The organism is Sulfitobacter indolifex (assembly GCF_022788655.1).
GTDB lineage: Bacteria > Pseudomonadota > Alphaproteobacteria > Rhodobacterales > Rhodobacteraceae > Sulfitobacter > Sulfitobacter indolifex.
This window is the reverse complement of record NZ_CP084951.1, coordinates 600,433-623,913: the sequence shown is the minus strand read 5'-3', so window position 1 is coordinate 623,913 and position 23,481 is coordinate 600,433. Positions and strand designations below refer to the sequence as shown.

General features: G+C 59.6%; 23 protein-coding genes. 7 read left to right on the top strand and 16 right to left on the bottom strand.

The window, feature by feature from the left end; translation table 11 throughout:
- Positions 1–17: 17 nt before the first annotated feature.
- The 7 genes from uvrC to DSM14862_RS02980 form a co-directional block, all read right to left on the bottom strand.
- Positions 18–1,886, bottom strand: coding sequence for an excinuclease ABC subunit UvrC (gene uvrC / locus DSM14862_RS03010; protein ID WP_007118934.1), 1,869 nt, complete (start codon positions 1,884–1,886; stop codon positions 18–20).
- Between the two features lie 285 nt (positions 1,887–2,171).
- The gene (locus tag DSM14862_RS03005; protein ID WP_007118933.1) at positions 2,172–2,951 is read right to left on the bottom strand and encodes an SDR family oxidoreductase; all 780 of its coding nucleotides are present in this window, start codon (positions 2,949–2,951) and stop codon (positions 2,172–2,174) included.
- Positions 2,952–2,963: 12 nt separating this feature from the next.
- Positions 2,964–3,923, bottom strand: coding sequence for a calcium/sodium antiporter (locus tag DSM14862_RS03000; protein WP_007118932.1), 960 nt, complete (start codon positions 3,921–3,923; stop codon positions 2,964–2,966).
- A 167-nt stretch (positions 3,924–4,090) separates the two neighbouring features.
- Complete coding sequence (locus DSM14862_RS02995; protein WP_040700497.1) at positions 4,091–4,888, bottom strand: S49 family peptidase; 798 nt, start codon at positions 4,886–4,888, stop codon at positions 4,091–4,093.
- Positions 4,889–4,948: 60 nt separating this feature from the next.
- On the bottom strand, positions 4,949–5,710 hold the full coding sequence (locus tag DSM14862_RS02990) for an ABC transporter permease (RefSeq protein WP_007118929.1): 762 nt from the start codon (positions 5,708–5,710) through the stop codon (positions 4,949–4,951).
- Positions 5,707–6,636: an ABC transporter ATP-binding protein gene (locus DSM14862_RS02985; protein ID WP_007118928.1), complete on the bottom strand. Its 930-nt coding sequence runs from the start codon at positions 6,634–6,636 to the stop codon at positions 5,707–5,709. Before DSM14862_RS02985 ends, DSM14862_RS02990 begins: the two co-directional genes overlap by 4 nt.
- 63 nt (positions 6,637–6,699) lie before the next feature.
- Entirely contained in the window at positions 6,700–7,221 is a 522-nt protein-coding gene (locus DSM14862_RS02980) for a CoxG family protein (protein ID WP_007118927.1), read from the bottom strand.
- Between the two features lie 103 nt (positions 7,222–7,324).
- Here DSM14862_RS02980 and DSM14862_RS02975 point away from each other — a divergent pair, with 103 nt between their 5' ends.
- The gene (locus DSM14862_RS02975) at positions 7,325–8,305 is read left to right on the top strand and encodes a DMT family transporter (RefSeq protein ID WP_007118926.1); all 981 of its coding nucleotides are present in this window, start codon (positions 7,325–7,327) and stop codon (positions 8,303–8,305) included.
- Here DSM14862_RS02975 and DSM14862_RS02970 read toward each other — a convergent pair.
- The 6 genes from DSM14862_RS02970 to DSM14862_RS02945 all read right to left on the bottom strand — a co-directional run bounded on the left by DSM14862_RS02970 (position 8,302) and on the right by DSM14862_RS02945 (position 13,996).
- Positions 8,302–9,267 carry an NADPH:quinone oxidoreductase family protein gene (locus DSM14862_RS02970; protein ID WP_007118925.1) on the bottom strand — a complete coding sequence of 322 codons (966 nt, stop codon included), beginning with the start codon at positions 9,265–9,267 and terminating at the stop codon, positions 8,302–8,304. The two genes, DSM14862_RS02975 and DSM14862_RS02970, sit on opposite strands and share 4 nt — an antisense overlap.
- Before the next feature lie 83 nt (positions 9,268–9,350).
- A complete protein-coding gene (locus DSM14862_RS02965) occupies positions 9,351–9,461 on the bottom strand; it encodes a DUF2474 family protein (protein ID WP_007118924.1) in 111 nt (36 codons plus the stop codon).
- Positions 9,461–10,468, bottom strand: a complete 1,008-nt coding sequence (gene cydB, locus DSM14862_RS02960) for a cytochrome d ubiquinol oxidase subunit II (protein WP_007118923.1) — start codon at positions 10,466–10,468, stop codon at positions 9,461–9,463. The genes DSM14862_RS02965 and cydB overlap by 1 nt, the downstream gene beginning before the upstream one ends.
- Position 10,469: 1 nt before the next feature.
- Positions 10,470–11,888: a cytochrome ubiquinol oxidase subunit I gene (locus DSM14862_RS02955; RefSeq protein ID WP_007118922.1), complete on the bottom strand. Its 1,419-nt coding sequence runs from the start codon at positions 11,886–11,888 to the stop codon at positions 10,470–10,472.
- Positions 11,889–11,978: 90 nt separating this feature from the next.
- Positions 11,979–13,328: a HAMP domain-containing sensor histidine kinase gene (locus DSM14862_RS02950; RefSeq protein ID WP_007118921.1), complete on the bottom strand. Its 1,350-nt coding sequence runs from the start codon at positions 13,326–13,328 to the stop codon at positions 11,979–11,981.
- A complete protein-coding gene (locus DSM14862_RS02945; protein ID WP_007118920.1) occupies positions 13,325–13,996 on the bottom strand; it encodes a response regulator in 672 nt (223 codons plus the stop codon). The genes DSM14862_RS02950 and DSM14862_RS02945 overlap by 4 nt, the downstream gene beginning before the upstream one ends.
- Before the next feature lie 163 nt (positions 13,997–14,159).
- Between DSM14862_RS02945 and DSM14862_RS02940 the strand changes: the two genes are divergently transcribed.
- Positions 14,160–15,281, top strand: coding sequence for a Do family serine endopeptidase (locus tag DSM14862_RS02940; protein WP_007118919.1), 1,122 nt, complete (start codon positions 14,160–14,162; stop codon positions 15,279–15,281).
- A 113-nt stretch (positions 15,282–15,394) separates the two neighbouring features.
- Here DSM14862_RS02940 and DSM14862_RS02935 read toward each other — a convergent pair whose 3' ends face one another.
- Together DSM14862_RS02935 and DSM14862_RS02930 are read right to left on the bottom strand one after the other, a co-directional pair.
- Positions 15,395–16,024 carry a response regulator transcription factor gene (locus tag DSM14862_RS02935; RefSeq protein WP_007118918.1) on the bottom strand — a complete coding sequence of 210 codons (630 nt, stop codon included), beginning with the start codon at positions 16,022–16,024 and terminating at the stop codon, positions 15,395–15,397.
- 1 nt (position 16,025) lies between these two features.
- Positions 16,026–18,548 carry a PAS domain-containing sensor histidine kinase gene (locus tag DSM14862_RS02930; RefSeq protein WP_007118917.1) on the bottom strand — a complete coding sequence of 841 codons (2,523 nt, stop codon included), beginning with the start codon at positions 18,546–18,548 and terminating at the stop codon, positions 16,026–16,028.
- 310 nt (positions 18,549–18,858) lie between these two features.
- On the opposite strand from DSM14862_RS02930, the gene DSM14862_RS02925 reads away from it, so the two are divergent.
- Positions 18,859–19,011, top strand: coding sequence for a hypothetical protein (locus tag DSM14862_RS02925; protein WP_165481272.1), 153 nt, complete (start codon positions 18,859–18,861; stop codon positions 19,009–19,011).
- A gap of 13 nt (positions 19,012–19,024) precedes the next feature.
- On the opposite strand, the gene DSM14862_RS02920 is transcribed toward DSM14862_RS02925, so the two are convergent.
- Positions 19,025–19,630, bottom strand: coding sequence for a LuxR C-terminal-related transcriptional regulator (locus DSM14862_RS02920; protein ID WP_007118915.1), 606 nt, complete (start codon positions 19,628–19,630; stop codon positions 19,025–19,027).
- A 97-nt stretch (positions 19,631–19,727) separates the two neighbouring features.
- On the opposite strand from DSM14862_RS02920, the gene DSM14862_RS02915 reads away from it, so the two are divergent.
- From DSM14862_RS02915 to DSM14862_RS02900, 4 genes are all read left to right on the top strand, one after another.
- Positions 19,728–20,927 carry a substrate-binding domain-containing protein gene (locus tag DSM14862_RS02915; protein WP_007118914.1) on the top strand — a complete coding sequence of 400 codons (1,200 nt, stop codon included), beginning with the start codon at positions 19,728–19,730 and terminating at the stop codon, positions 20,925–20,927.
- 84 nt (positions 20,928–21,011) lie between these two features.
- Positions 21,012–21,779: an ABC transporter ATP-binding protein gene (locus DSM14862_RS02910; protein ID WP_007118913.1), complete on the top strand. Its 768-nt coding sequence runs from the start codon at positions 21,012–21,014 to the stop codon at positions 21,777–21,779.
- Positions 21,776–22,477, top strand: coding sequence for an ABC transporter ATP-binding protein (locus DSM14862_RS02905; RefSeq protein WP_007118912.1), 702 nt, complete (start codon positions 21,776–21,778; stop codon positions 22,475–22,477). The genes DSM14862_RS02910 and DSM14862_RS02905 overlap by 4 nt, the downstream gene beginning before the upstream one ends.
- A gap of 11 nt (positions 22,478–22,488) precedes the next feature.
- On the top strand, positions 22,489–23,481 hold the full coding sequence (locus DSM14862_RS02900; protein ID WP_007118911.1) for a branched-chain amino acid ABC transporter permease: 993 nt from the start codon (positions 22,489–22,491) through the stop codon (positions 23,479–23,481).

Sequence of the window (23,481 nt, the reverse complement as noted above, 5' to 3'; positions counted from 1 at the left end):
CTTCGGCGGGCACGTACCTAACCCTTCTCATGAAAATAGCCATAGATCGTTTCTGCAAGCGCATCCGACACCCCCTCTACAGCCTTGAGGTCACTGAGATTCGCCCGGCCCACGGCCTTGGCCGAACCGAAATGCGCCAAAAGCGCGCGTTTGCGTGCAGCGCCCACGCCCGGCACATCATCAAGCGGCGTGGCGCTGATCCCCTTGGCGCGTTTCGCACGGTGGGTGCCGATGGCAAAACGGTGCGCCTCGTCACGCAAACGCTGCACGAAATACAGCACCGGATCATTGTGCCGCAGTGCCATGACGCGCTTGCCGACGCGGTGGAACTCTTCCTTGCCCGCATCGCGGTCGATACCCTTGGCCACACCAACCATCGGTATGTCCTCAACCCCATGCTGCGCCATGATGGAGGCCACCGCGCTCACCTGCCCCGCGCCCCCGTCGATCAGTAAAAGATCGGGCCAAAGGCCCCGGCTGCGGTCCGGATCTTCTTTGATGAGCCGTTTGAAGCGCCGATGCAGCACCTCTTTCATCATGCCAAAGTCGTCACCAGGGGTCAGGTCATCGCCGCGGATGTTGAACTTGCGGTATTGGTTTTTCATCATGCCTTCGGGGCCGGCCACGATCATCGCGCCAACGGCATTGGTGCCTTGGATGTGCGAGTTGTCGTAAACTTCGATCCGCTCGGGCGACCTAGGGAGGTCAAAGGCCTCAACCAGCCCTTGAAGCAATTTGGTTTGCGTCGCTGTCTCGGCCATCTTGCGGGCAAGGCTTTCGCGGGCATTGCGCAGCGCGCCGTCAACCAGCTCGGCCTTTTCGCCCCGCTGCGGCACCAGCAGTTCAACCTTGCGACCGATCTTACCGCTGAGCGCCTCGGCCATCAGATCGGGGTTTTCGATCTCGTTGCTCAGGATCAACTGGCGCGGTGGCTCGCGGGTATCATAGAACTGGCCGATGAAGGCCTCCAAGACCTCGGCGGCATCAACATCGGCTCCAACGCGGGGGTAGTAATCACGGTTGCCCCAGTTCTGATTGGCACGGATGAAGAAGACCTGCACACAAGCTTGGCCGCCTTCCATATGCAGCGCGATAATGTCGGCCTCATTCACACCCTGCGGATTGATGCCCTGAGCGGTCTGCACCTGCGTCAGCGCCTTGATCCGGTCGCGGAGCGCGGCGGCGCGTTCAAACTCCATCGCTTCTGACGCTTCGGCCATGTCCCGCGCCAGCCGGCCCTGAATTTCGGTCGACTTCCCGCTGAGGAACCGCTCGGCATCGCGCACGGTCTGACGGTAATCCTCGGCAGATATTTTACCCACACAGGGGGCAGAGCAGCGTTTGATCTGGTGCTGCAAGCAAGGCCGCGTGCGGCTGTCGAACATCGAATTGGAACAGTCGCGCAACAGGAACACCCGCTGCAACTGGTTCAGCGTGCGGTTCACTGCCCCCGCGCTGGCGAAGGGGCCGTAGTAGCTGCCCTTCTCTTTCTTCGCGCCGCGGTGTTTCTTGATCTGCGGATAGTCGTGGTCGGCGGTGACAAGGATGTTAGGAAAGCTCTTGTCGTCGCGCAGCAGCACGTTGAACTTGGGCTTGAGCTGTTTGATCAGGTTCTGCTCAAGCAGCAGCGCCTCGGTTTCCGTCTTGGTCGTCAGAAACATCATCGAGGCGGTATTGGCGATCATCCGCGATATGCGGCCCGAATGCCCCGTGGGCCGCGCATAGGACGACACCCGCGCCCGCAGGTTCCGGGCCTTCCCGACATAGAGCACGCGGCTTTCCGAATCGAGCATCCGGTAGACGCCCGGCGACGAATCGAGCGACTTCAAATAGGCCTGAATCACCTTACGGCCTTGTGGCGGTGGGCTGTCGTTGGGCGTGGTCATATTATGCGCTGATTCTCGTGCTTCGCTGCAATAGGACGGCAATGGGGGCAAGCTTTAACATGTCCACCGAAGATGTGGATAAGTCTGACGATAACTTCTGGGCATCTCGGATTTCTCTTTGTTTTTAACATGGTTCACTGATTTGCCTATTTTTTAGGCACTCCCACAAACCCCTGATTTCATTCACTCTTTTGTTTACCCTGAAACAAGCCTCTGAAAACAAAGGGGTTTCGGTAACACTTTGGTTACACAGGTTAAGGACGTGCAAAACTTCTCGCATCGCGGTCAGTTTCGGGGGCTTTTGGGGCTTGTATCCCACTGCAAATGTTCCCCCCCATCGGTGCAGATCAATTGGCCTGTGACCCCTGGAGAATCGATAAAATACCCCAGTGCGGCCGTGATATCCTCAGGATTGGCGCCCCGGGCGAGAACCGTGTTGCGGCGCTGTGTGGCGAAGTCTTCGGCAGCTTGATGATGGCCCTGCAAAGTAGGGCCAGGGCCGATGCCATTGACGCGGATCGCCGGAGCCAGCGCCTGCGCGGTGGTGCGCGTCATCGCCCAAAGGCCCATCTTGGCGATGGTGTAGGTCATGAATTCCGGCGTGAGATTACGGACCCGCTGGTCAAGCATATTGACGATCAGACCTGTCGCACGCGGCTCTCCCTTGGCGTCCAATTCAGGCCGTAGCCCCTGCCCCGCCATCGCCTGCGTCAGCACGAAGGGTGCGCGCAGGTTGCTGCCCATATGCCGGTCCCAACTCTCGCGGCTGGCGCTGGTGATATCGTCATGTTCAAAGATTGAGGCGTTGTTCACAAGGCAGGTGATCGGCCAGCCAAGCACCTCTGCCGCGCGGGGCAAAAGCGCTTCGGTCGCGGCATCATCCAAGAGGTCCGCCTGTAGGGCTACAGCGTGACTGCCCATAGCGGTGATCTCAGCGGCGGTCGCCTCGGCCCCGGTGCGCGAGGTGGCGTAATGCACTGCCACGTCAAAACCCCGCTGCCCGAGATAGAGCGCCATGGCGCGGCCCAGACGTTGCCCGGCTCCGGTCACCAATGCCCGCCGCATCTGCCGCCCTCCTCAGATCAGGATGATAAACATATAGAGCCCGTAAAGCGCGGTTAGTGCCACGCCCCAAAGGCGGGTGATATCCCGGCCCAGATAGACAAAGGGGATCAGCAACAGCGACGCGCCCAGCATCACCCAAAGGTCCATCCGCAAGAAGGCTTCGTCAACAGTAATCGGACCAACAAGGCTCGCGATGCCGATGATTGCCAGCAGGTTAAACATGTTGGAGCCGATGACGTTACCAAGCGCCACATCCGCCTGACGGCGCAGCGCGGCCATCACAGTGGTCGCGAGTTCAGGCAAAGATGTGCCCACGGCCACCAATGTCAGGCCAATCACCGTGTCACTGACACCATAAGCCTGCGCGATGATCGTGGCGTTATCCACGAGAAGGCTCGCGCCCAAGGGCAGGCCAATTAGTCCAAGGATCAGGAACAGTGCGATCTGCCAACCCGCCATGTCAGGATCGGCACCCTCGGGCTCCTCCTCCTCTTCCAGAGCTTCGCTGCGACCGGCGTGGCGATGGTCTTTGGCATCACTAAATGCGTCAAAAAGCATATAGGCCAGACCGCCGAGCAGGATGAGCCCTGCAATCCAGTCAAACACGCCGCGGAAGGCCAGCGCGATGAACAGAACCGAGGCGGCGATCATCTGGTTATAGGTCTTGCGCGTGCTGCATTCCGAAGTGTGCATCGTTGCCAGTAGCGCGGGAATGCCCAATACCATCAGAATGTTCGCCGTGTTCGACCCGACAACATTCCCAAGCGCCAGCCCCGGCGAATTGTCCAAGATCGCCTTGATAGAAATCAGCAATTCAGGCGCAGAGGTGCCAAAAGCCACGATCGTCAGACTGACGATCAGCGCGGGCACCCCAAGGCGCAGAGACAGGTTCACCGCCCCTTTGACCAGAGCGTCCCCCGCGAACAGCAGGATCACGAGGCCAAGCCCCGACAGTAGCCACGGCATCAGCATCAACGCCCTCCCTTACAGGCGCATTCGCCCTTGCCAATACGGTAACGTCCGCAGTCACGGCATTTGGTCCGGGTCAGGCGTTTGCCCCCCAGCCAATGCATTTTTCCAAACCAAGCCAAAAGGCCCATGGCCACCAGAAAGAGCAGAACGATCTTAAAAACCATGCGCTAGAGACCAAACCGCGCATAGGCTGCGCGTTCCTCTATGCCCTGCACCGCGTCTTGCACCATCTGCACGCCAAAGCGTGACAACAGCCCGCGCTTGACGCCATAGCGGCGCAGTTTGACCTTCTCGCCAAAGCGCTCTTTTAGCAGCGGTTTCAGATGACCAATGCCGTCTATCAACCCCAGTTCGGCGGCGCGTTTCGCCAGCCAAATTTCCCCGGTAAAGAGGTCTTGCCCCTCAGGCAGCTTGCCTGCGCGGCGGGTTTTCACATGGCCGATGAAGTTTTCGTGGATGTCTTCCAACAGCACCTTCAGCCGGGCGACATCCTCGGGGTTTTCAGGGCGGAACGGGTCGAGCATGGATTTGCTCTGCCCTGCCGTATAGACGCGCCGCTCAACCCCATGCTCGCGGATGAACTCATGCACCCCAAAGGAGGCCGAGATCACCCCGATGGAGCCCACGACCGAGCTTGGGTCCGCGTAAATCTCATCCGCCGCAGCCGCCAGCCAGTAGCCGCCTGAAGCGGCGACATCTTCGACAAAAGCGATGACGGGGATATTCTTTTCCTCAGACAGCCGCCGAATACGCGCCCCGATCAACGAGGATTGCACCGGGCTGCCACCGGGAGAGTTGATCTCGAGCGCGACAGCGGCGGGCTTGCCCTTGGCAAAGGCCCTTTCGATGACCGGGCCCATGGTGGCATCATTTAACACCGCGCGGCCCTGCGATCCGATCATGCCGGAAAGCCGGATTACCGAAACGCTGGGCGGGGATTTAAGGAAGGGGAGCCGAATTCTCATTCCTCCCATGTAGAACGCCCACCCGGTGCAAACAAGGCGGGCGCCCAAGTTTCGCGGCCCTTAGGCCCGCAGACGCCAGCCGGTGCGGAAAATCCACCAAATCACGCCAAGGCAGAGCGCCGTGAACAGCGCGATTGCCGCAAGGCTGGTCAGGATCGGTACATCAGCGGAGCCGAAAAACGCCCAACGGAAGCCTGAGATCAGATAGACCACCGGATTGAAATGCGAGATCACCTGCCAGACCGGTGGCAGCATCGAGATCGAGTAGAAAGACCCGCCAAGGAAGACCAACGGCGTGACGATCAAGAGCGGCACCAGTTGCAACTGTTCAAAATTCCCTGCCCAGATGCCGATGATAAAGCCCATGAGCGCGAAGCTGATACAGGTCAGGATCAGGAAAGCGACCATCGCGATGGGATGCTGGATCGTGATGTCGACAAAGAAAAACGCCGTGATCAGGATGATCGTGCCGACAAATAGCGCCTTCGTCGCCGCCGCCCCGACATAGCCGATAACGATCTCAAAAAAGTTGATCGGGGCCGAGAGGAGCTCATAGACTGTGCCGATGAATTTCGGGAAATAGATGCCAAAAGACGCGTTGGAGATCGACTGCGTGATAACGCTGAGCATGATCAGCCCCGGCACGATGAAGGCGCCATAGCTCACGCCCTCGACCTCTTCGATACGGCTGCCGATGGCCGCGCCGAAGACCACAAAGTAGAGCGAGGTTGATAGCACCGGCGAAATGATGCTTTGCGTGATGGTGCGAAAGAAACGCGCCATTTCAAAGGCGTAGATGGCCTTGATCGCGGTCCAGTTCATGCCGCATCCTCCTTGAGCAGGTCGACGAAAATATCTTCAAGACTGCTTTGCCGCGTCGCCACATCGCGCAGCACCAGACCGCTCTCGGCGACTTTCGACAGCAGTTTGGTGATGCCCGTACGCTCAGCGTTGGTGTTATAAGTGTAGATCAAGGACTGCCCGTCTGCCGACAATTCCACATCGGGCGATTGCAGCGCCAACGGCACTTCGGTGATCGGCTCAGAGAGCTGCACCTCAAGTTGCTTTTTGCCCATCCGCGCCATCAGGGCGTTCTTTTCTTCGATCAGCAGCAATTCACCCTTGGCGATCACACCGATGCGGTCGGCAATGGCCTCTGCCTCTTCGATGTAGTGTGTGGTGAGAATGATCGTCACGCCAGAGGCCTTCAGCCCGGCGACGATCTCCCACATGTCCTTGCGCAGCTCCACGTCGACACCGGCGGTAGGCTCGTCAAGGAAAAGCACCTGCGGGTCGTGGGCCAACGCTTTCGCGATGAGCACGCGGCGCTTCATCCCGCCCGAGAGTGCGCGGATTTGGCTGTCTTTCTTGTCCCAAAGGGAAAGTTGGCGCAAAATTTTCTCTAGTGCGGCCTCATCCTCTGGGCGGCCAAACAGCCCGCGTGAGAAACGTACGGTGTTGATGACCTTCTCAAAGGGTTCGAGATTGATCTCTTGCGGGACCAGCCCGATCATCGAGCGCGCGGCGCGGAAATCATCGTTGATGTCATGGCCACCCACGGTCACCTTGCCGCTGGTCGCGGTGGTGATGCCGCAAATGGTCGAAATCAGCGTCGTTTTGCCCGCCCCGTTGGAGCCCAAAAGCGCGAGAATTTCGCCCTTCTCGATCTGTAGGTTGACCCCTTTAAGCGCCTCGAAACCGCCCGCGTAGGATTTGCGCAGGTTTTGAATATCCACGATTGTCGGCATGGTCGTCTCCGCTTTAATAAGACGGGCAACCTAACTGGCTTTGGCCTGAGTGAACAGATGCGTTCAGGTCTTGGCGCGGCCGAACCAGCCCTTTTTGGCGGGGGCGTCCTCACCGGGGGTGTCGGCCTCGACGCCCTCTTCCGGCGTGCCTTCGAGCGAAGATTGCAGATTGTCGAAGAACTGATCCGCCATTTTCTTGGCAAAACCATCGATGATCCGGCTGCCGAGCTGTGCCAGCTTGCCACCGACCTTGGCCTCGACGTCATAGCTGAGCTCAGTGCCACCGTCCTTTTCGGCCAGCCGCACTTCCGCGCCGCCCTTGGCGAAACCGGCAGCGCCGCCCTTGCCCTCGCCGGTGATCGTCAGTGCTTCGTTCGGCACCAGATCAGAGAGTTTCACATGCCCCTTAAAGGTCGCCTTCACCGGGCCGACCTTTTGCACCACTGTCGCATCATAGCCCTCTTCGACCGAGCCGGTGACATCCTGCGCGCCGGGCACGCAGGTTTGCAGCATCTCAGGGTCCAGCAATGCGGCATAGACCTCGGCTGGGGTGGCGGCGATCTGGCGGGTGTCGGACATCTGCATTGCTGGCTCTCCCAATGGCGTTTCATGCCAGCCTAGCGGGTAATTCTGTGCAAACCAATGTCAAAGCGCTGGACCTTTCCCGCCGGGCTGGTAGGTCTTTGCCATGATAACTACTTCCCCTAACCGCGCTGGTCTTGCGATCGGGCTGATCCTTCTCGGCGTGGCTGCGATCTCGGTCAATGATATGCTGATCAAACGCCTATCGGACGGCTATCCGCTGCATCAGATCGTTTTCACCCGTTCGGCCATCGGGATCGTGCTGGGGCTGGTGTTGGTCAAACTCGAAGGCGGGCTTCATCTGCTCAAGACCCGCCAGCCGGGGCTGCATCTGCTGCGCGGATTGCTCATTGTGATCTCAAATATGTCGTTCTTTCTGGCTCTGGCGGTCCTGCCATTGGCCGAAGCGACGGCGCTGTTCTTTGCAGCACCTCTGTTTATTACCCTTCTGTCGATCCCTATTCTGGGCGAAAAAGTCGGCCCGCTGCGTATGGGCGCGGTGATTGTCGGCTTTGTTGGCGTGGTCATCATGCAGCGGCCTTGGGCCGGCGGGGACGCCTTGCAGGCGTCACGACTGGTGCTGTTTCTACCGGTTTTGGCGGCGCTGACCTATGCGTTGAACCAGTTGATGACGCGCAAACTGGGGGTAAGCACCAAGGCTTCGGTTCTGTCGGTCTATATTCAGGCCGTGTTTATCGTGGTTTCGCTTGGCTTTTTCGTGGTTGCTGGCGATGGCCGCTTTGTGGCGGGCGACAGCAGTGCATCGCTGGAGTTTTTGCTGCGGGCATGGGTTTGGCCTGCACAGGATGATTACCTCACCTTCCTCGGCATCGGCCTGAATGTGGCGCTGATCGGCTATTGCCTGAGCCAAGCCTACCGGCTGGGCGATGCCGCCACCGTCGCCCCGTTTGAATATATCGGTCTGCCGCTGGCCGTCTTCTGGGGCTTCGTGATTTTCGGCGATCTGCCGGTTTGGGAGGTCTGGGTCGGGATCGCGCTGATCCTTGCCTCAGGCCTTTTCGTCTACCTCCGCGAGCGCCAAAAGGCGCTGCGCGTGACCCGTTTGCAGGGCGGACGACGGGCCTAGCCCGCGACCTGCACCACCACCTTGCCCGTTGCCTTGCGGTCGCGCAGCAGGGCCAGCGCTTCGTTGGCCTGCTCCAGCGGCAAGACGTTGCTGACATGGGGCTTCAGCTTTCCAGCCACATACCACTCGATCAGCTTGGCGAAACTGTCGGTGAGCACCGAGGGTTTAATTTTGGCATAGCCGCCCCAGTAAAAGCCCAACACGCTCAGGTTTTTGACCAGCAGGATATTCGCCGGGATCTGCGGCACCTCGCCACTGGCAAAACCCAGGGGGATAAGCCGCGCTTCGGGGTTGCAGGCGCGCATAGCCGCTTTGAACTGGTCGCCGCCCACCGGGTCATAGACCACGTCGGCGCCGCCCAATTCCTTGACGATGGCGCGGATGTCGTCGGTTTCGGAATTGATCAGATGGTCGGCGCCGGCCTCTTTGCAGACCGCCAACTTGTCGGCTCCGCGCGCCACGGCGATGACCTCAGCGCCCATCATTTTGCCCAGTTCCACCGCCGTCAACCCAATGCCGCCCGACGCGCCCAGCACCAGCAGCCGTTCGCCCGGCTGCAGCCGCGCCTTATAGTCCAGCGCCACATGGCTGGTGCCATAGGCAATCAGAAAGGCTGCCGCATCCACAGCGGTCATCTCTTCGGGGATCGGCACGCAGACTGCTGCTGGGATGGCGGCATATTCGGCGAGCCCGTCAAATCCGGTATAGGCCGCAACGCGCTGGCCGACTTTCAGATGATCGACCCCTTCGCCCAAAGCGGTAATCGTGCCCGCCATCTCCATCCCAAGCGTGAACGGCAGCGGCGGCTTTTCCTGATAGGTGCCCTTGATGATCAGCAAATCGCCAAAGTTCAGCCCGCAGGTATCGACTTGGATCAGCACCTCGCCCTGCCCCGGCATGGGCATCTCAAGTTCCCGCAGGGTGAGCGGTTCGTCATAGGCGGTGACTTGCATGGCGCGCATCGGGCTGTCCTTTCGTGCTGCTTTGCGCCCGAAGAGGCCAGAAGCCGCAGCACTTGGCAAGACCCCATGCCCGCGCCGCTGCGTCAGCCGGGCATGATCACCAGTCGGATGCCATAGGCCACCACCGTCAGCAACGCCACGCTGGCCAGCCAAAGCGCCACGAACCAGCCGCTGCGTTTTAGCCATTTCCCCATCAGTGATAGCCTTCTTCTGGGTCAATCTTGCCGCGGAACACCCAATAGGCATAGGCCGTGTAGCTGAGGATCAAGGGCAGCAATACCAACGTACCGACAAGCGCAAACATCAAGCTTTCGTCAGGGGCTGCGGCCTCGGCGATGGTCAGGCTCGGGGGCACGATATGCGGATAAAAGCTGATCCCGATGCCGATGAACCCCAAGACGAAAAGCGCCTGTGCGCAGAGGAAAGGTTGGATGTCGGCCTTGCGTTGCAAGCCGCGCAGCATACCAAAGGCCGCCAGCGCCACCAGCAGGGGCACAACGCCGCTGAACAGCGCGGTGGGCCAAGCGAACCAGCGCTCGAAATAAACCCCATCCTTGAACGGGGTCCAAAGGCTGACCAACCCCATGAAGATCAAGGTCGCCACCGCCAGCGGCCAAGCAAGGCTGCGCATGTGGCGCTGAATGCGGCCCTCAAGCTTCATGTTCAACCAAGTGGCCCCCAGCAAGGCATAGCCAGCCGTCACCGCCACCCCAGTCAGGATCGAGAAGGGCGTGAGCCAATCCCACCAGCCGCCCGCATAAGCGCGACCTTCGATCTCGATGCCCTGTACCAGGGCGCCAAGGGCGATGCCCTGACAGAAAGACGCCACCAGCGAGCCGCCGAAAAACGCCATGTCCCACAGGGGCTTCCAACGTTTCGTGCGCCAGCGGTATTCGAACGCGACCCCGCGAAAGATCAGCCCCAGCAGCATCAGGATAATCGGCATGTACAGCGCGGGCATCACCACCGCATAAGCCAGCGGAAAGACGGCAAACAACCCGCCACCGCCCAGCACAAGCCATGTCTCGTTGCCGTCCCATATGGGCGCGACCGAGTTCATCATCACATTGCGCTCGCCCTCGTCCTTGGTCATCGGGAAAAGCAGCCCAACGCCCAGATCAAAGCCGTCGAGGATGACATAGATCAACACGGCCCCGGCGATGATTCCGGCCCAGATGAATGAAAGCTCAAATCCCAACATCTCAATTCTTCTCCGGTTTGTCTTTGACGGCCACCTCTTCGCCCACCGCAAGGGTTGGCCCGTCGCCCTGCATCTCGTCGCGTTCGTCTTCCAACACATGATCCAAGACCGGCTTGCGCATCATCGCAACAATGTACCAAGTGCCCGCCCCGAAGACGAAGAAATAGACCACGATAAAGGCAATCAGCGAAGCCGCCACCGCGGGGGCCGCCACCGGCGCGAGACTGTCTGAGGTCCGCAGCAGCCCATAAACGGTGAAGGGTTGCCGCCCCACCTCGGTCGTGATCCAGCCTGCCAGCACGGCGACAAAACCGGTCGGCCCCATCAGCAGCGCCAGACGGTGCAACAGCGGCGCGTCGTAAAGCCGCCCGCGCAGCCGCGCGAGTGCAGCCCAAAGGCCCAACCCCAGCATGGCGAATCCAAGGGCGATCATGATGCGGAAGGACCAGAAGACGATGGCCACCGGCGGTTCATCTTCGTCCGGAATTGTGTCCAATCCGTCCAAGGGCGCGTTCAGGTCATGCTTAAGGATCAGCGACGACAGTTTGGGAATTTCAATGGCATAGTCGATGCGCTTCTCTTCGGCGTTCGGAATGCCGAACAGGATCAGCGGCGCGCCGTCGGGGTGACTGTCGTAATGCCCCTCCATCGCCATCACCTTGGCAGGCTGATGCTCAAGCGTGTTAAGGCCATGCATGTCGCCCGCAAAGATTTGCAGCGGCGTCACCAGCACCAACATCCACATCGCCATTGAGAACATCTTGCGCGCAGCGGCGTTTGTCTGATCGCGCAGCAGGTGCATTCCGCCGACCGCGCCGACGACCAACGCCGTGGTCAGATAGGCGGCCAGCACCATATGCACCAAGCGGTAAGGAAAAGAAGGGTTAAAGACGATCGCCCACCAATCTTCGGGTACAAACTGGCCAAGATCATTTATCCCAAAGCCCGCAGGCGTCTGCATCCACGAATTTACCGACAAGATCCATGTGGCCGAGGCCAGCGTGCCCAGCGCCACCAGCGCCGTGGCGAACATATGCAGCCCGTCCCCCACCCGTTTACGACCAAAGAGCATGATGCCCAGAAACCCTGCCTCAAGGAAGAAGGCCGAGAGCACCTCATAGGCCATGAGCGGCCCAACAACTGGCCCGGCTTTGTCGGAAAAGACCGACCAGTTGGTGCCGATCTGGTAGGACATGACAATGCCCGAGACGACCCCCATGCCAAAGGCCACGGCGAAGATCTTCTTCCAGTAGTTGAAAAGGTTCAGATAGGTCTCATCCCGCTTCCACAGCCACAGCGCGTTCAGCACTGCCAGAAAACTGGCCAACCCAATGGAAAAAGCCGGGAAGATAATGTGAAACGAAATCGTGAATGCGAATTGCACCCGCGCTAGGATTTCGGCGGTGTAACCGTCGAGCATGAGAAGCCCTCGCGTGTTGTTTCCTGACCTATATAGGTCCGGGGGGCGAGAGAGGCACAGGCTAAATTGCCGCAGCCCTTTGCATCTGTCCTAACTATCGAATGTCACCACCACACGCAGCCCCGGCGCGTTGTCGATGAGTTCCAGCCTTGCCCCATGCAGTTTCACGACCCCATCGACCAGCGCCAGCCCCAACCCGTGACCCGGCGTGCCCCGGCTGCGATCAAGCCGGTAGAGCCGCTGCAACACTTTGTCGCGGTCCTGAGCCGGAATGCCGGGGCCGCCATCTGCGACGCTGAGTGTGACCTTACCCGCCGCCTGTTTCAGCGAGACGTCCACCGCTTCGGCACTGCCAGAATGGCGCAGCGCGTTCTCAATCAGGTTGGCGATCATCTGCCCCAGCAGTGCACGGTCGCCTGTGACATGGGCAGGCGTCTCCGGCAGGGTGCAGATCAGGCGTTTGCCCTGTTCCCCCGCTGCGGGCTCATAAAGCTCAATCATGGTTCGGCACAACGCAGTCAGATCGACGGGGGTGAAATGGGTGCGGGCGTCGCCTTGCTCCACCTGCGCGAGTTGCAGCAAGGAATGAAAGATCGCGGCGATTCCGTCCAGCTCGGCCCGGGCGCGGGCCAGCGGCTCGGCGCGATCTTCGCCCGTGGCCTCGGCCCGGTCGAGATCGTCCAGATGCACTGAAACCCGCTGGATCGGGGTCTTCAAATCATGCGCGATATCAAGCGAGACCTGCCGCAGCGCCACGACGGAAGTTTCCTGCGCCCGGGCCATTTGGTTCACCGCCTCACCGATGCGCAGCAGGTCATCCGACCAACGCGGCCCCGGCGATACCCTTGCTGCCAGATCGCCTGTGGTCAGCCGATCGAGTGTGCCGCGGATTACCTCAACATGGCGTTTTGAACGTCGGGCAAGGATTAACCCGCCCGAAAGCGCGATCAACACCGTGGGCAGCAGGCTGACGAGCAGGATATTCACGAAAACCTCGCGCAGGGCCGTGATCTCGGCCCGGCTGCGCGCGATGGTCAAAAGCCCGCCATAAAGCGTGTCAGTGAGCGTGAGGTAGACCCCGTCATACTGCGCCCGCGCCGCGCCGAGCGAGACGATATGATAGCCCTCGTTGTCCCGCGCGATGGCCCCGTTGCCATAGATGCGCCCATTGGGGCCGATGTAGCTGATGATTAACCGGTTGGGATCGGTCTCGCGCGATTCCGCCTCAACCAGCCGTGCGAGGGCAGCGGCACCGGGCGCGGCGCGAAATCCGGCCATGTCTTGCGCCAGATCGGCCCGGATCGCCTGTTCGAACGACCGTTGCGTGACCGCATAGCTGGCCGCAAGGCTGAGCAGGCTGACGATTGTGAAAAGCAGCACCAACAAAAGCGCCAGCCGCAGAGGCATTGAGCGCCACAGCCCGGCCAGCCGCGCCTTCACGCCTCAATCCTATAGCCCGCGCCGCGCACGGTTTGGATCAACTCGACGTCAAAGGGCCGGTCAACCTTGGCGCGCAGGCGGCTGATATGGGTCTCGACCACATTGGTCATCGGATCAAAAGAGATGTCCCAGACCGCCTCAAGCAGCATGGTCCGCGTTTGCACCCGGCCTTTCCGGCGGAGCAGATGTTCTAGCAAAGCAAATTCGCGGGGCAACAGGTCGATCTCTTGGCCCGCGCGGGTCACCCGGCGGCTGATCAGGTCCATCGTCAGATTGCCAGCGCGGAGGGTCGTTTCCTGCTCTAGCGCCTGCGGGCGACGCGCCAGCGCATTCACCCGCGCCGACAGCTCGCCAAAAGCAAAGGGTTTAACCAGATAATCATCCGCCCCGGCGTTCAGCCCGTCGATCCGGTCCTCCACCGCGCCCATCGCCGTGAGCAGCAACACCGGCGTGGCGTTGCCCGCTCCGCGCAGGGTTTTTAGCAGCGTCAGCCCGTCCAACTCAGGCAGCATCCGGTCAAGGATCAACACATCATATTGCCCGGTGGTGGCCTGCACCAAACCGTCGCGGCCATCGGCCACCACATCCACGGCATGCCCCTCTTCGCGCAGGCCGCGCGCGATATAGGTGCTGGTGGTGGTATCGTCTTCGACAACAAGCAGTTTCATTAAGGTCTCAATCTAGGGTCCACCAAGAGGTAGGGCAATTCCGCCGCCCACGCATCCCGCTGCCTGCATTCTCACAGATTTGTATAGCGCCTGCGACGACGCTGTAAAACGCAGCCCCCAGATAGGGGTTCAGAAACACCGAATGCACAGCAAGGAGCATCTCATGAACAAGACCCTTTCCAAGGCCCCCCGCGCCGCCGCCCTTGCGCTGAGCGCCGCCGTCGCTGCGACCCCGATGCTGGCTCTTGCGCCGTCAGCGGCGCTGGCCGTTCCCGCGGGCGGCTATGCCGACCTTGTCGAGGCCGTCTCCCCCGCCGTGGTCTTTATCGAAGTGACCGCCAGCCAAGAGAACACGCAAATTCAACAGCAGCTCCCCCCCGGCATGCCCGAAGAGTTACGGCGGCGGTTCGAGCAGATGCTGCCCGACCAGAACGGCGCCACCGCCACCCCGCGCCAAGGGCTTGGATCAGGCTTCATCATCTCAGAGGATGGCACCATCGTCACCAATCACCACGTCGTCGCTGGGGCGCAAACAGTGACCGTGAAACTGGCCGATGGCCGCAGCTTTAACGCCGAAGTCGTTGGCAGTGATCCGATGACGGATATCGCTGTGCTTAAGGTAAAGGCAGACGTGGACCTGCCCACGGTCGCATTTGGCACCTCCAAAACACTGCGCGTTGGCGATGAGGTCGTGGCCGTGGGCAACCCCTTTGGCCTTGGCGGGACTGTGACATCTGGCATCGTGTCGGCCCTGTCGCGTGACATTCAGGCCGGACCTTTCGATGACTTCATCCAAACCGATGCGGCGATCAACCGGGGCAACTCGGGCGGACCGCTCTTTAACAACGAGGGTGAGGTCGTGGGCGTGAACACCGCGATCCTATCGCCGGGCGGTGGCTCGGTCGGGATCGGCTTTTCGGTGCCGTCCGATTTGGTGCAAACCATCGTCGCCGATTTGGCCGATGACGGCACGGTTGAGCGCGGCTGGCTGGGCGTACAAATCCGCCCGATGAGCCCTGAGGTCGCCAATGTGCTGGGTTATGAAGAACCCCGCGGCGCGGTGATTGAGGCCGTCAGCCAAGACAGCCCCGCCGCCAAGGCGGGTCTTAAGAAGGGCGATATCATTCTGTCCTTCGGCGGCATCAAGGTCGACGATCTGCGCGACCTGACCCGTGCCGTGGCCACCACCACGCCTGAGACTGCGGCAGAGGTTGTCGTGCTCCGCAAGGGTGCAGAACAGACCCTCGACGTGACCGTGGGCGCGCTGGAACCCAAGCCAGTGTGACCCATGCCTTCCTGGCGATCCTCATGCCGCCGGGAAGCCCCCAGCCCTTCCCCCTCGCCGGGGCTGGGTGTTTTGCCCCGGTAGCCTCCGTGCTACCGGGGTTTTTTGAGCTGCTAACCGACTTCGAATTGTGATGGCGTCGCGCTGTGAAGGTGAAACCGCACCAATTCTGCAACCGAATTGGCCTCAAGCTTGCGCATTACCCTTGCGCGATGCACCTCGACCGTTTTGACCGAGATATCCATCTCGCTGGCAATCTCACGGTTGGAAAGCCCTGCCGCGACACGCTCGAATACCCGATGCTCTTGCGGAGTAAGCCGCGCCAGCAACTCTGCATTCTCAACATCGGCCTCAATGCCTTTGCGGCGCGCTGCGTCGATCTGAAGCGCGGTGTTGATAAGATCAAGCATGTCTTGGTTGTTGAAGGGCTTCTCGATGAAATCCACCGCGCCCGCCTTCATCGCTTTGACGGCTGTCGACACATCGCCGAAGGCCGTCATCAAGATGAACGGTATCTCGATGCCGCGTGTATTTAGCGCTTTTTGCAACTCCAAACCGCTCATCCCTGGCATGCGCACGTCGCTGACAAGGCAAGAAATACCGGTGTCGCTGTATCCCTCAAGAAATTCAGCCGCCGATGCGAAAGAAATGGCACGCAACCCAACCGAGCCCAGCAACCACACCAGAGAGTCCCGCACGGCGGCATCGTCATCGACGACGTAAACGATCCTATCTTCAGTCATTCTACTCTTGCACCTCCAACGGAAGACGTACCGTCAGGCAGGCCCCTTGCTCATCAGATTTACTCACCGCAATTGTCCCCCCATGCGACAGCACAATGGTTTCGCAAATTGCCAGACCCACACCAAGACCCTTCTCTTTGGTTGACCGGAAAGCGCTAAAAGCCGTTTCTGCAGGCATATCCGGGGCAAAGCCACGCCCGTCGTCGGTCACGTCGATCACGATCTCCCCCTCCGAGCAGTGTGCGGAAACAGAGACTTCGGCATCGGCTCGCTGCGCGTCACGGCTGGCATCAATGGCATTTTTTATCAGGTTGATCAGCAGTTGCTCTATCTCAATGCGGGCGCAATGAAGTTCGACGCCATCGCATTGATTATCCATTACAACGCTGACACCAGAGGCAGAGCTTTCCGGCTGGATCAACAGCTGCACAGAGCGGAGGATGTCATCAAAACACACGGCGATCCGGTCCGCATCGTCGTTGTGCAGATAGTTCGACATGGACCGTAGGATGGCACTGGCACGTTCTGATTGGCTTTGCATATTATTGAGCACGGCGATCATGTCCTCTCTCTCAAGCTGGTCGTTTTGGGCACGCAGCACACAGCCTGCAGCGAAGTTATGAATAGCCGCCAAAGGTTGGTTCAACTCATGGGCGATCGCAGCGGTCATCTGGCCCAAGGTCTCGCGGCGGTTAAGCAATTGAAGCGCCGTTTCATGGCGGTGCAGCCGCTCTTCGCGCTCAACCTTTTCGGTGATGTCGGAAACAATTGTCAAAAGGCCCCCGGCCGGCACGGGATAATCTGTCACCTCAAGCCAGCGCCCACTGGCAGACCGGGCGCGAAAGAACTTGGCCGGTGTGTTTCGACGGTCGCGGCGCTGCTCGCTCCAGCGAACTTTACCTTCGGAAGTCATGGTAAAATTATCAGAGCGGGTGAAATGCTCCAGTAGCTCATCGAAATGTCGGCCAATGATGTCGTCGCCTATACCGGCATAGCTCGCGCGATATTTCTCGTTGCAGTAGACCAACCGATCATTGCTGTCGAAAAGCGCGACCATCGTTGAGATATTCTCAAAAGCCAGCGCCAAGGCTTCGAGCGCGCTTTTACGCTCGGTCTCGGCCATGACGATCTCTGTCATGTCAAAACAGGTGCCACGATAACCTGCCAATTGCGCGTTGCTGTCGAAAAAGGGCTTACCAGACATGTCGATCAACCGCTCTCGCCCGTCGGTCGACGGAAATACCAATCGCAAATCGCGAAAGGGGGTTTGCCGGGCCAAGCGCTGCTGCAACACGTCGTAATCACCCTCGCCTTGTGCAATATCGGCTTGCGCAAGCGTTTTGCCCAGTTCGAAGATCGGGGTTTCCGCATCGGTCTGCCGCCCCCCACCTGACAAAAAGGTAAACCGCCGGTCTACGTCCATCTCCCAGACCCAGTCGGTCGCGCTTTCGGTGAAATCGCGAAAGCGGGTTTCGCTTTTCACCAGATCGTCCAGAACGTGCTGTTGATCTGTGACATCTTGGATCGCTGCCAAAAGATGCACGTCTTGCCCCCGGTCCAAACGGCGGATGCACGAGCGGGCCTCGATCTGGCGGCCATTGGCGGCCAGAAACTTTACATTCTCGATCACATCGCGCGGACGGCTCCCCGCCATATGCAGATTGTTGCGAATGGTGGCGCGACTGCGTGGCTCTACGAAACCCTGCCCCTGTTGCCACATCTCACGCAGGCTTTGCGCATCACGGCCTAGCAGAGCCTCCACCTCATGAGAGACATCGACCAGCGCACCTTCCTGATCCCATTCCAAATAGCCTACGCCTGCCACCTCGGCCGCGAGCGCGTGTTTTGTCGCGCTGAGCTCGGCATTATAGACCGCGTCCTGCACGGCAGAGCGGTCCATCACCATAACCAAGACGCCCACCACCTGACCCCGGTCCGACAGGGGCTGATAAATGGCCGTTCCTTGGTTGCGCGCCAGCACTGGGCGGGAAAAATCGAAATGCCATGTTACCTGCCGTCCGGCCAATGCCTTTTCAACATTGGCTATCACTTCGGCTAAAAGGTTCGGCGGAATGATTTGAGATAGATGCTGTCCCTCTATTTCACTCGCGGGCTTCCCAAAGGACGCGCTATAGGCATCGTTGACGAAAGCGTATGTCATATCTGGTGTGAGAAAGGCCGCTTGGACGGGGAGATCGTTCAGCAGATTAGGTAGGTTTCTGCGAGCCGCGTCGCCATCGCTCACGCCATTCATCTTGCGGTGGGTGCGCAAGACCCGCCAGATTTGCGCAATCAACAACGCAAACGCCGCCGTCGCTAAGACAAACTCAATAGGATCGCGGTAGAAAACGCCGCGCTGGTCGGCCACCAAAGCCAGCGTTACTCCGATGTATAAGAGCAAAACCGCAACCGCGCCAAACACACTGAAGCGATTGACCGGGTCGCCTGTTTGCTTGGCGATCATCACGCAATAGAAAACTACTCCGCATAGCGTAACTAATGTGAACGCCGCGATAAAGCTCATGCAGCACCTCTACTTTCTCTAGAAAAATCGACCTTTTTCGCCGCCATGTCTATTGGGGGAAACCCTGATAGCCCCCAATAAGGGCCGGTACACAGCATTCCATGTATCACCATGCGAAACAAATGCGTGAAAATAACTTCCACAATTTCAGCGCCTTGCTTCAGGCTGTTAGGGATAACCCTGATTCATCTGGGGCTTTGCCCAATTGGCGTCAAAATTGGAGGTCTGTAACGTAACCTATAGTCACGGAACTAGCCGTGAACTTTCTGGTGAAATGCGGATTAGTGAAATGAAAATAAGCCAAAGTTCCATGTCAAATATGACTGATGAAACTTCGACGCCCAACAAGGCCCCGACGAATGCAGATTTGATGGAAATCCGCAGTCTTTATGCTCAAGCGGACGCGATGATCGAGGCCACAGAAAAGGCTGAGAAGCACGATGAACAAGGCGATACCACGTAAAGTTCAAAATCGCTTATTTTTGGCTGTTGGATACCACATGGTCACTGTCGATACCGCCCAGTGAATGAAACAGGCCAGAGGTATTATTTACGCCGAATTTCTTTAATAATTTGGCGCGATACACCTCCACTGTGCGGTGCGAAATATCGAGCTTGATGGCAATCTCCTTGCTGGTTAGCCCCTCAGCCAAATGGCTTAATATCTCACGTTCGCGGCGGGTTAGCGGCAAATAGGGTCGCTCGCCCGACAAGTCGGCAAAGCTCCAGACTGCGCGCTCAAGCGGGCTTTCCGGGGTAAAAGAGTGCCCGCGCACCCGGCACCAAAACAGGCTGCCATCGCGACGGGCCATGATACGCTCATCCCAATAGGTGTTGGTCTCGCGCAGTTGGACAACACCCCGATCGCGGATGTTCACAAATTCCTCATCTGAGGGATAGAGCACGGAAAACCATTGGTCACGCAGGGCCGCGCACTCATAGCCGAACATCTGCGCAAAAGCGATGTTGCACTCGCGGATAACCCGGTTTTCTGTAACCACCAGACCGACGGGCGCATGCACGAAAGCCAGTTCAGCGAACTGCCCATCGCGAAAGCAATCATCGGTACGTATTTCCACCATCTTGCCCCAATCACCTCTTTCTTCGATGCTCGAAACTCAAGCTAGACGACGGGGGGAGACGGCGCAACAACGCGCTGGCCCGTCAAGGGAGGATACCATGAAGACACTCACGCGGATCGCCGCCGTGACGGCAAGTGTTGCGGCATTTGCCAGCGCGGCCTGGGCGCAAGACCCGATCAAGATTGCCCTTGTGCACGGGCTGTCGGGCAGCAGTTTCGAAGCTTTCTCCAAACAGGCACAGACCGGTTTTGAGCTTGGCATCGAATACGCCACCGACGGGACCAATACCGTCAAAGGTCACAAGATCGAACTCATCATCAAGGACACGCAGTTCAAACCCGATGTCGCCCGCGCCGTGCTGGCCGAAGCTTACGGCGACGACGAAGTCTTGATGGCCATCGGATCGACCTCTTCGGGGGTGGCCAAAGGCATGCTGCCCATCGCCGAGGAATACGAGAAAATCCTCATCGTGGAGCCTGCGGTGGCCGACAGCCTCACCGGGCCAGACAGCAACCGCTATGTGTTCAAGACCTCGCGCAACTCCTCGATGGACATGCAGGCGCAGGCGCTGGCGCTGAAGCCTGATGAAAACCTCTTTGTCGCCACCATCGCCGAAGACTACGCCTTTGGCCACGATGGTATCGACGCTTTCAAAGCCGCGCTCGACGGCACCGGTGCCACCGTGGTGACCGAAGAATTCGTGCCCCAAGGCACCGCCGACTTCACTGCCGCAGCCGAGCGTATGTTCAACGCCCTGAAGGACAAGGAAGGCCGCAAGGTTATCCTCGTTTATATCGCTGGGGGTGGTGATGCGCCGGGCAAAATTCAGGCGCTGGATCCGTCGCGCTTTGGCATTGAGATCTCCATGGGCGGGCATATCCTGCCGGTGCTGCCCACCTACAAGCGCTTCCCCGGCATGGAAGGTGCGGTCTATTACTACTATGAGGCCTACGACAATCCGGTGAACGATTGGCTGGTCAAGACCCATCAGGAACGTTTCGACGGCCCGCCTGACTTCTTCACCGCGGGTGGCATGGCGGCGGCGCTGGCTGCAGTCAAAGCGATTGAAACCGCCGACAGCCTTGAGACCGAAGACCTGATCGCGGCAATGGAAGGCATGTCTTGGGAGACACCCAAAGGCACCATGACCTTCCGCCCCGAAGACCATCAGGCATTGCAGTCCATGGTCCACTTCAAAATTCGCGTCGATGAGAACGTCGATTGGGCGATCCCCGATCTGGTGCGCATCATTGAAGCGGATGAGATGGACATCCCCATCGGTCGCACCAACGACTGATCGGACCCTCGGCTGGCCTGCCCGACCCATCGCATGCGGTGGGCCAGCCCCTCTGTGCCAATTTCCGTACCAAAGGTTTTTCAGATGTCCACGCCGTCGCTCATCACGCGCGATCTGACCATTCGTTTTGGCGGCCATGTCGCCGTCAATCAGGTCTCCTGCGCCTTCCACCCCGGTGAACTCACCGTCATCGTGGGGCCGAATGGGGCCGGTAAAACCACCTATTTCAATCTGATCTCAGGCCAGCTCACCGCGACCTCGGGCAAGGTGTTGAAAGGCGAGGTCGATCTGACCCGCATGGCCCCCTCGGCCCGCGCGCGCCAAGGTGTGGGCCGCGCTTTTCAGCTGACCAATCTCTTTCCACAACTTACCGTGCTGGAAAACATCCGCCTTGCTGTGCAGGCCCGCGAAGGCGACGGCTGGCGGCTGCTGCGCCCGGTGCGCCGCCTTACCAAACTCACCCAAGACGCCGAGCATTACCTCGAAGCGACCCGCCTCTCGCGCGTCGCCCATCTGCCCGCCGCGGCCCTGCCCCATGGCGACCAGCGCAAGCTGGAGGTGGCACTGTTGATGGCGATGGAGCCTGACATCTACATGTTCGATGAACCCACCGCTGGCATGTCGCTGGACCACGCGCCCGACGTGCTGGAGCTGATCGCGCAAATCAAATCCGACCCGACCAAGACCGTGCTGCTGGTCGAACACAAGATGGACGTGGTCCGCGCCCTCGCCGACCGGATTATCGTGCTGCACAACGGAGAGTTGCTGGCCGATGGCGCGCCTGCCGAAGTCATGGACAGCCAGATCGTGCGCGATGTCTATCTTGGCACCGCGACGGAGGAGACAGCATGAGCCTGCTAACCCTCGACAAGATGAAAACCGATATCGGCCAATATGCCGTGCTGCATGATGTAAGTCTTGAGGTGCCCGAGGGCGGGGTCTTTGTCCTATTGGGCCGCAACGGGGCGGGCAAAACGACCACGCTGCGTTCGATCATGGGCCTGTGGAAACCCAGCCCCGGAACGGTGCGCTTTGATGGCGATGACCTCACCGGGCTGCATACAGCCGATATCGCCCGCCGCGGCATCGCCTATGTGCCGGAAAACATGGGTATCTTTGGCAACCTTACGGTCGAAGAAAACCTGATCCTCGCCACGGCAAAGGGTCGTTTCGATGCAGCGCGGCTCAACCGCATTACCACACTTTTTCCTGCGCTGGAGCGGTTCTGGACCAAACAGGCCTGGTCGCTTTCAGGTGGTCAGAAGCAAATGCTTTCCGTCGCCCGCGCGATCGTTGAGCCGCGCCGTCTGATCCTGATCGACGAGCCGACCAAGGGACTGGCACCTGCGATCGTCGCCGCCATGGCTGAAGCCTTCACCGAGATCAGCCGTGAGGCGACGATCTTGCTGGTTGAGCAGAACTTTCATTTCGCCCGCAGCATCGGACGCGACATGGCGGTAATCGACGATGGCCGCGTGGTGCACAGCGGGACTATGGCCGCTTTCGCTGCCGATAAACCATTGCAAGACCGCCTGTTGGGCCTGTCGTGATGAGGGACACTATGGATCGAATTTCGGAAACGCTTGGCCGGTTCGGCGGGGTCTACCTGCTGCCGCTCGCCCTTGCCGCGCTGGCCTTTGTGCTGATTGGCGCGCCGTCATCTTGGGCCACGCTGACCGTCGCGGGGCTGGCGATGGGGATGATGGTATTCCTCATGGCCTCGGGTCTGAGCCTGATCTTCGGGTTGATGGACGTGCTGAACTTTGGCCACTCGGCCTTTGTTAGCTTTGGCGCATTTGTCGCCGCCTCTGTGCTGGCCGCGCTCAGCGGCTGGCTGGGGGCCGACAGCGTGTTTCTCAATGCAGCCGCGCTCGCTTTGGCTGTGATCGCGGCCATGTCCTTTGGCCTTGCCGCCGGTTGGTTTTTCGAAACGGTCATCATCCGCCCGGTCTATCATGACCACCTCCGGCAAATCCTCATCACCATGGGCGCGTTGATTGTGTCTGAGCAGATCATCCTCGCCGTTTGGGGCGGCACGCCGATTACGGTGCTGCGCCCGCAGTTCCTTGAAGGGGCATGGATCATTGGCGACGTGAGCATTGAAATTTACCGCGTCTTCGCCTTTGGCCTCGGGCTGGCGGCGTTTATCGGGCTTTACTTGGTGCTGAACCGCACCCGACTGGGCCTCTTGGTCCGCGCAGGCGTTGAGAACCGCGAGATGGTGGAGGCGCTTGGCTTTCGCATTGATCGGCTGTTCATCGGGGTCTTCATGGTGGGCTCGGCCCTTGCTGCCGTCGGCGGTGCGATGTGGGCGGGATACGAGACGCTGATCACCCCCGCGCTTGGTGGCGAGATGATGATTGTCGTCTTTATCGTCGTCATCATCGGCGGGCTTGGCTCTATCGAAGGCACGCTTTTGGGCGCTTTGCTGGTGGGGCTGACGGCAAACTACGTGGGCTTTCTGGCCCCTAAACTGGCGCTGGCGAGCAATATGATCTTGATGACGGCGATCCTGTTGTGGCGGCCCAATGGCCTGCGCCCGGCGGTGAAGTGA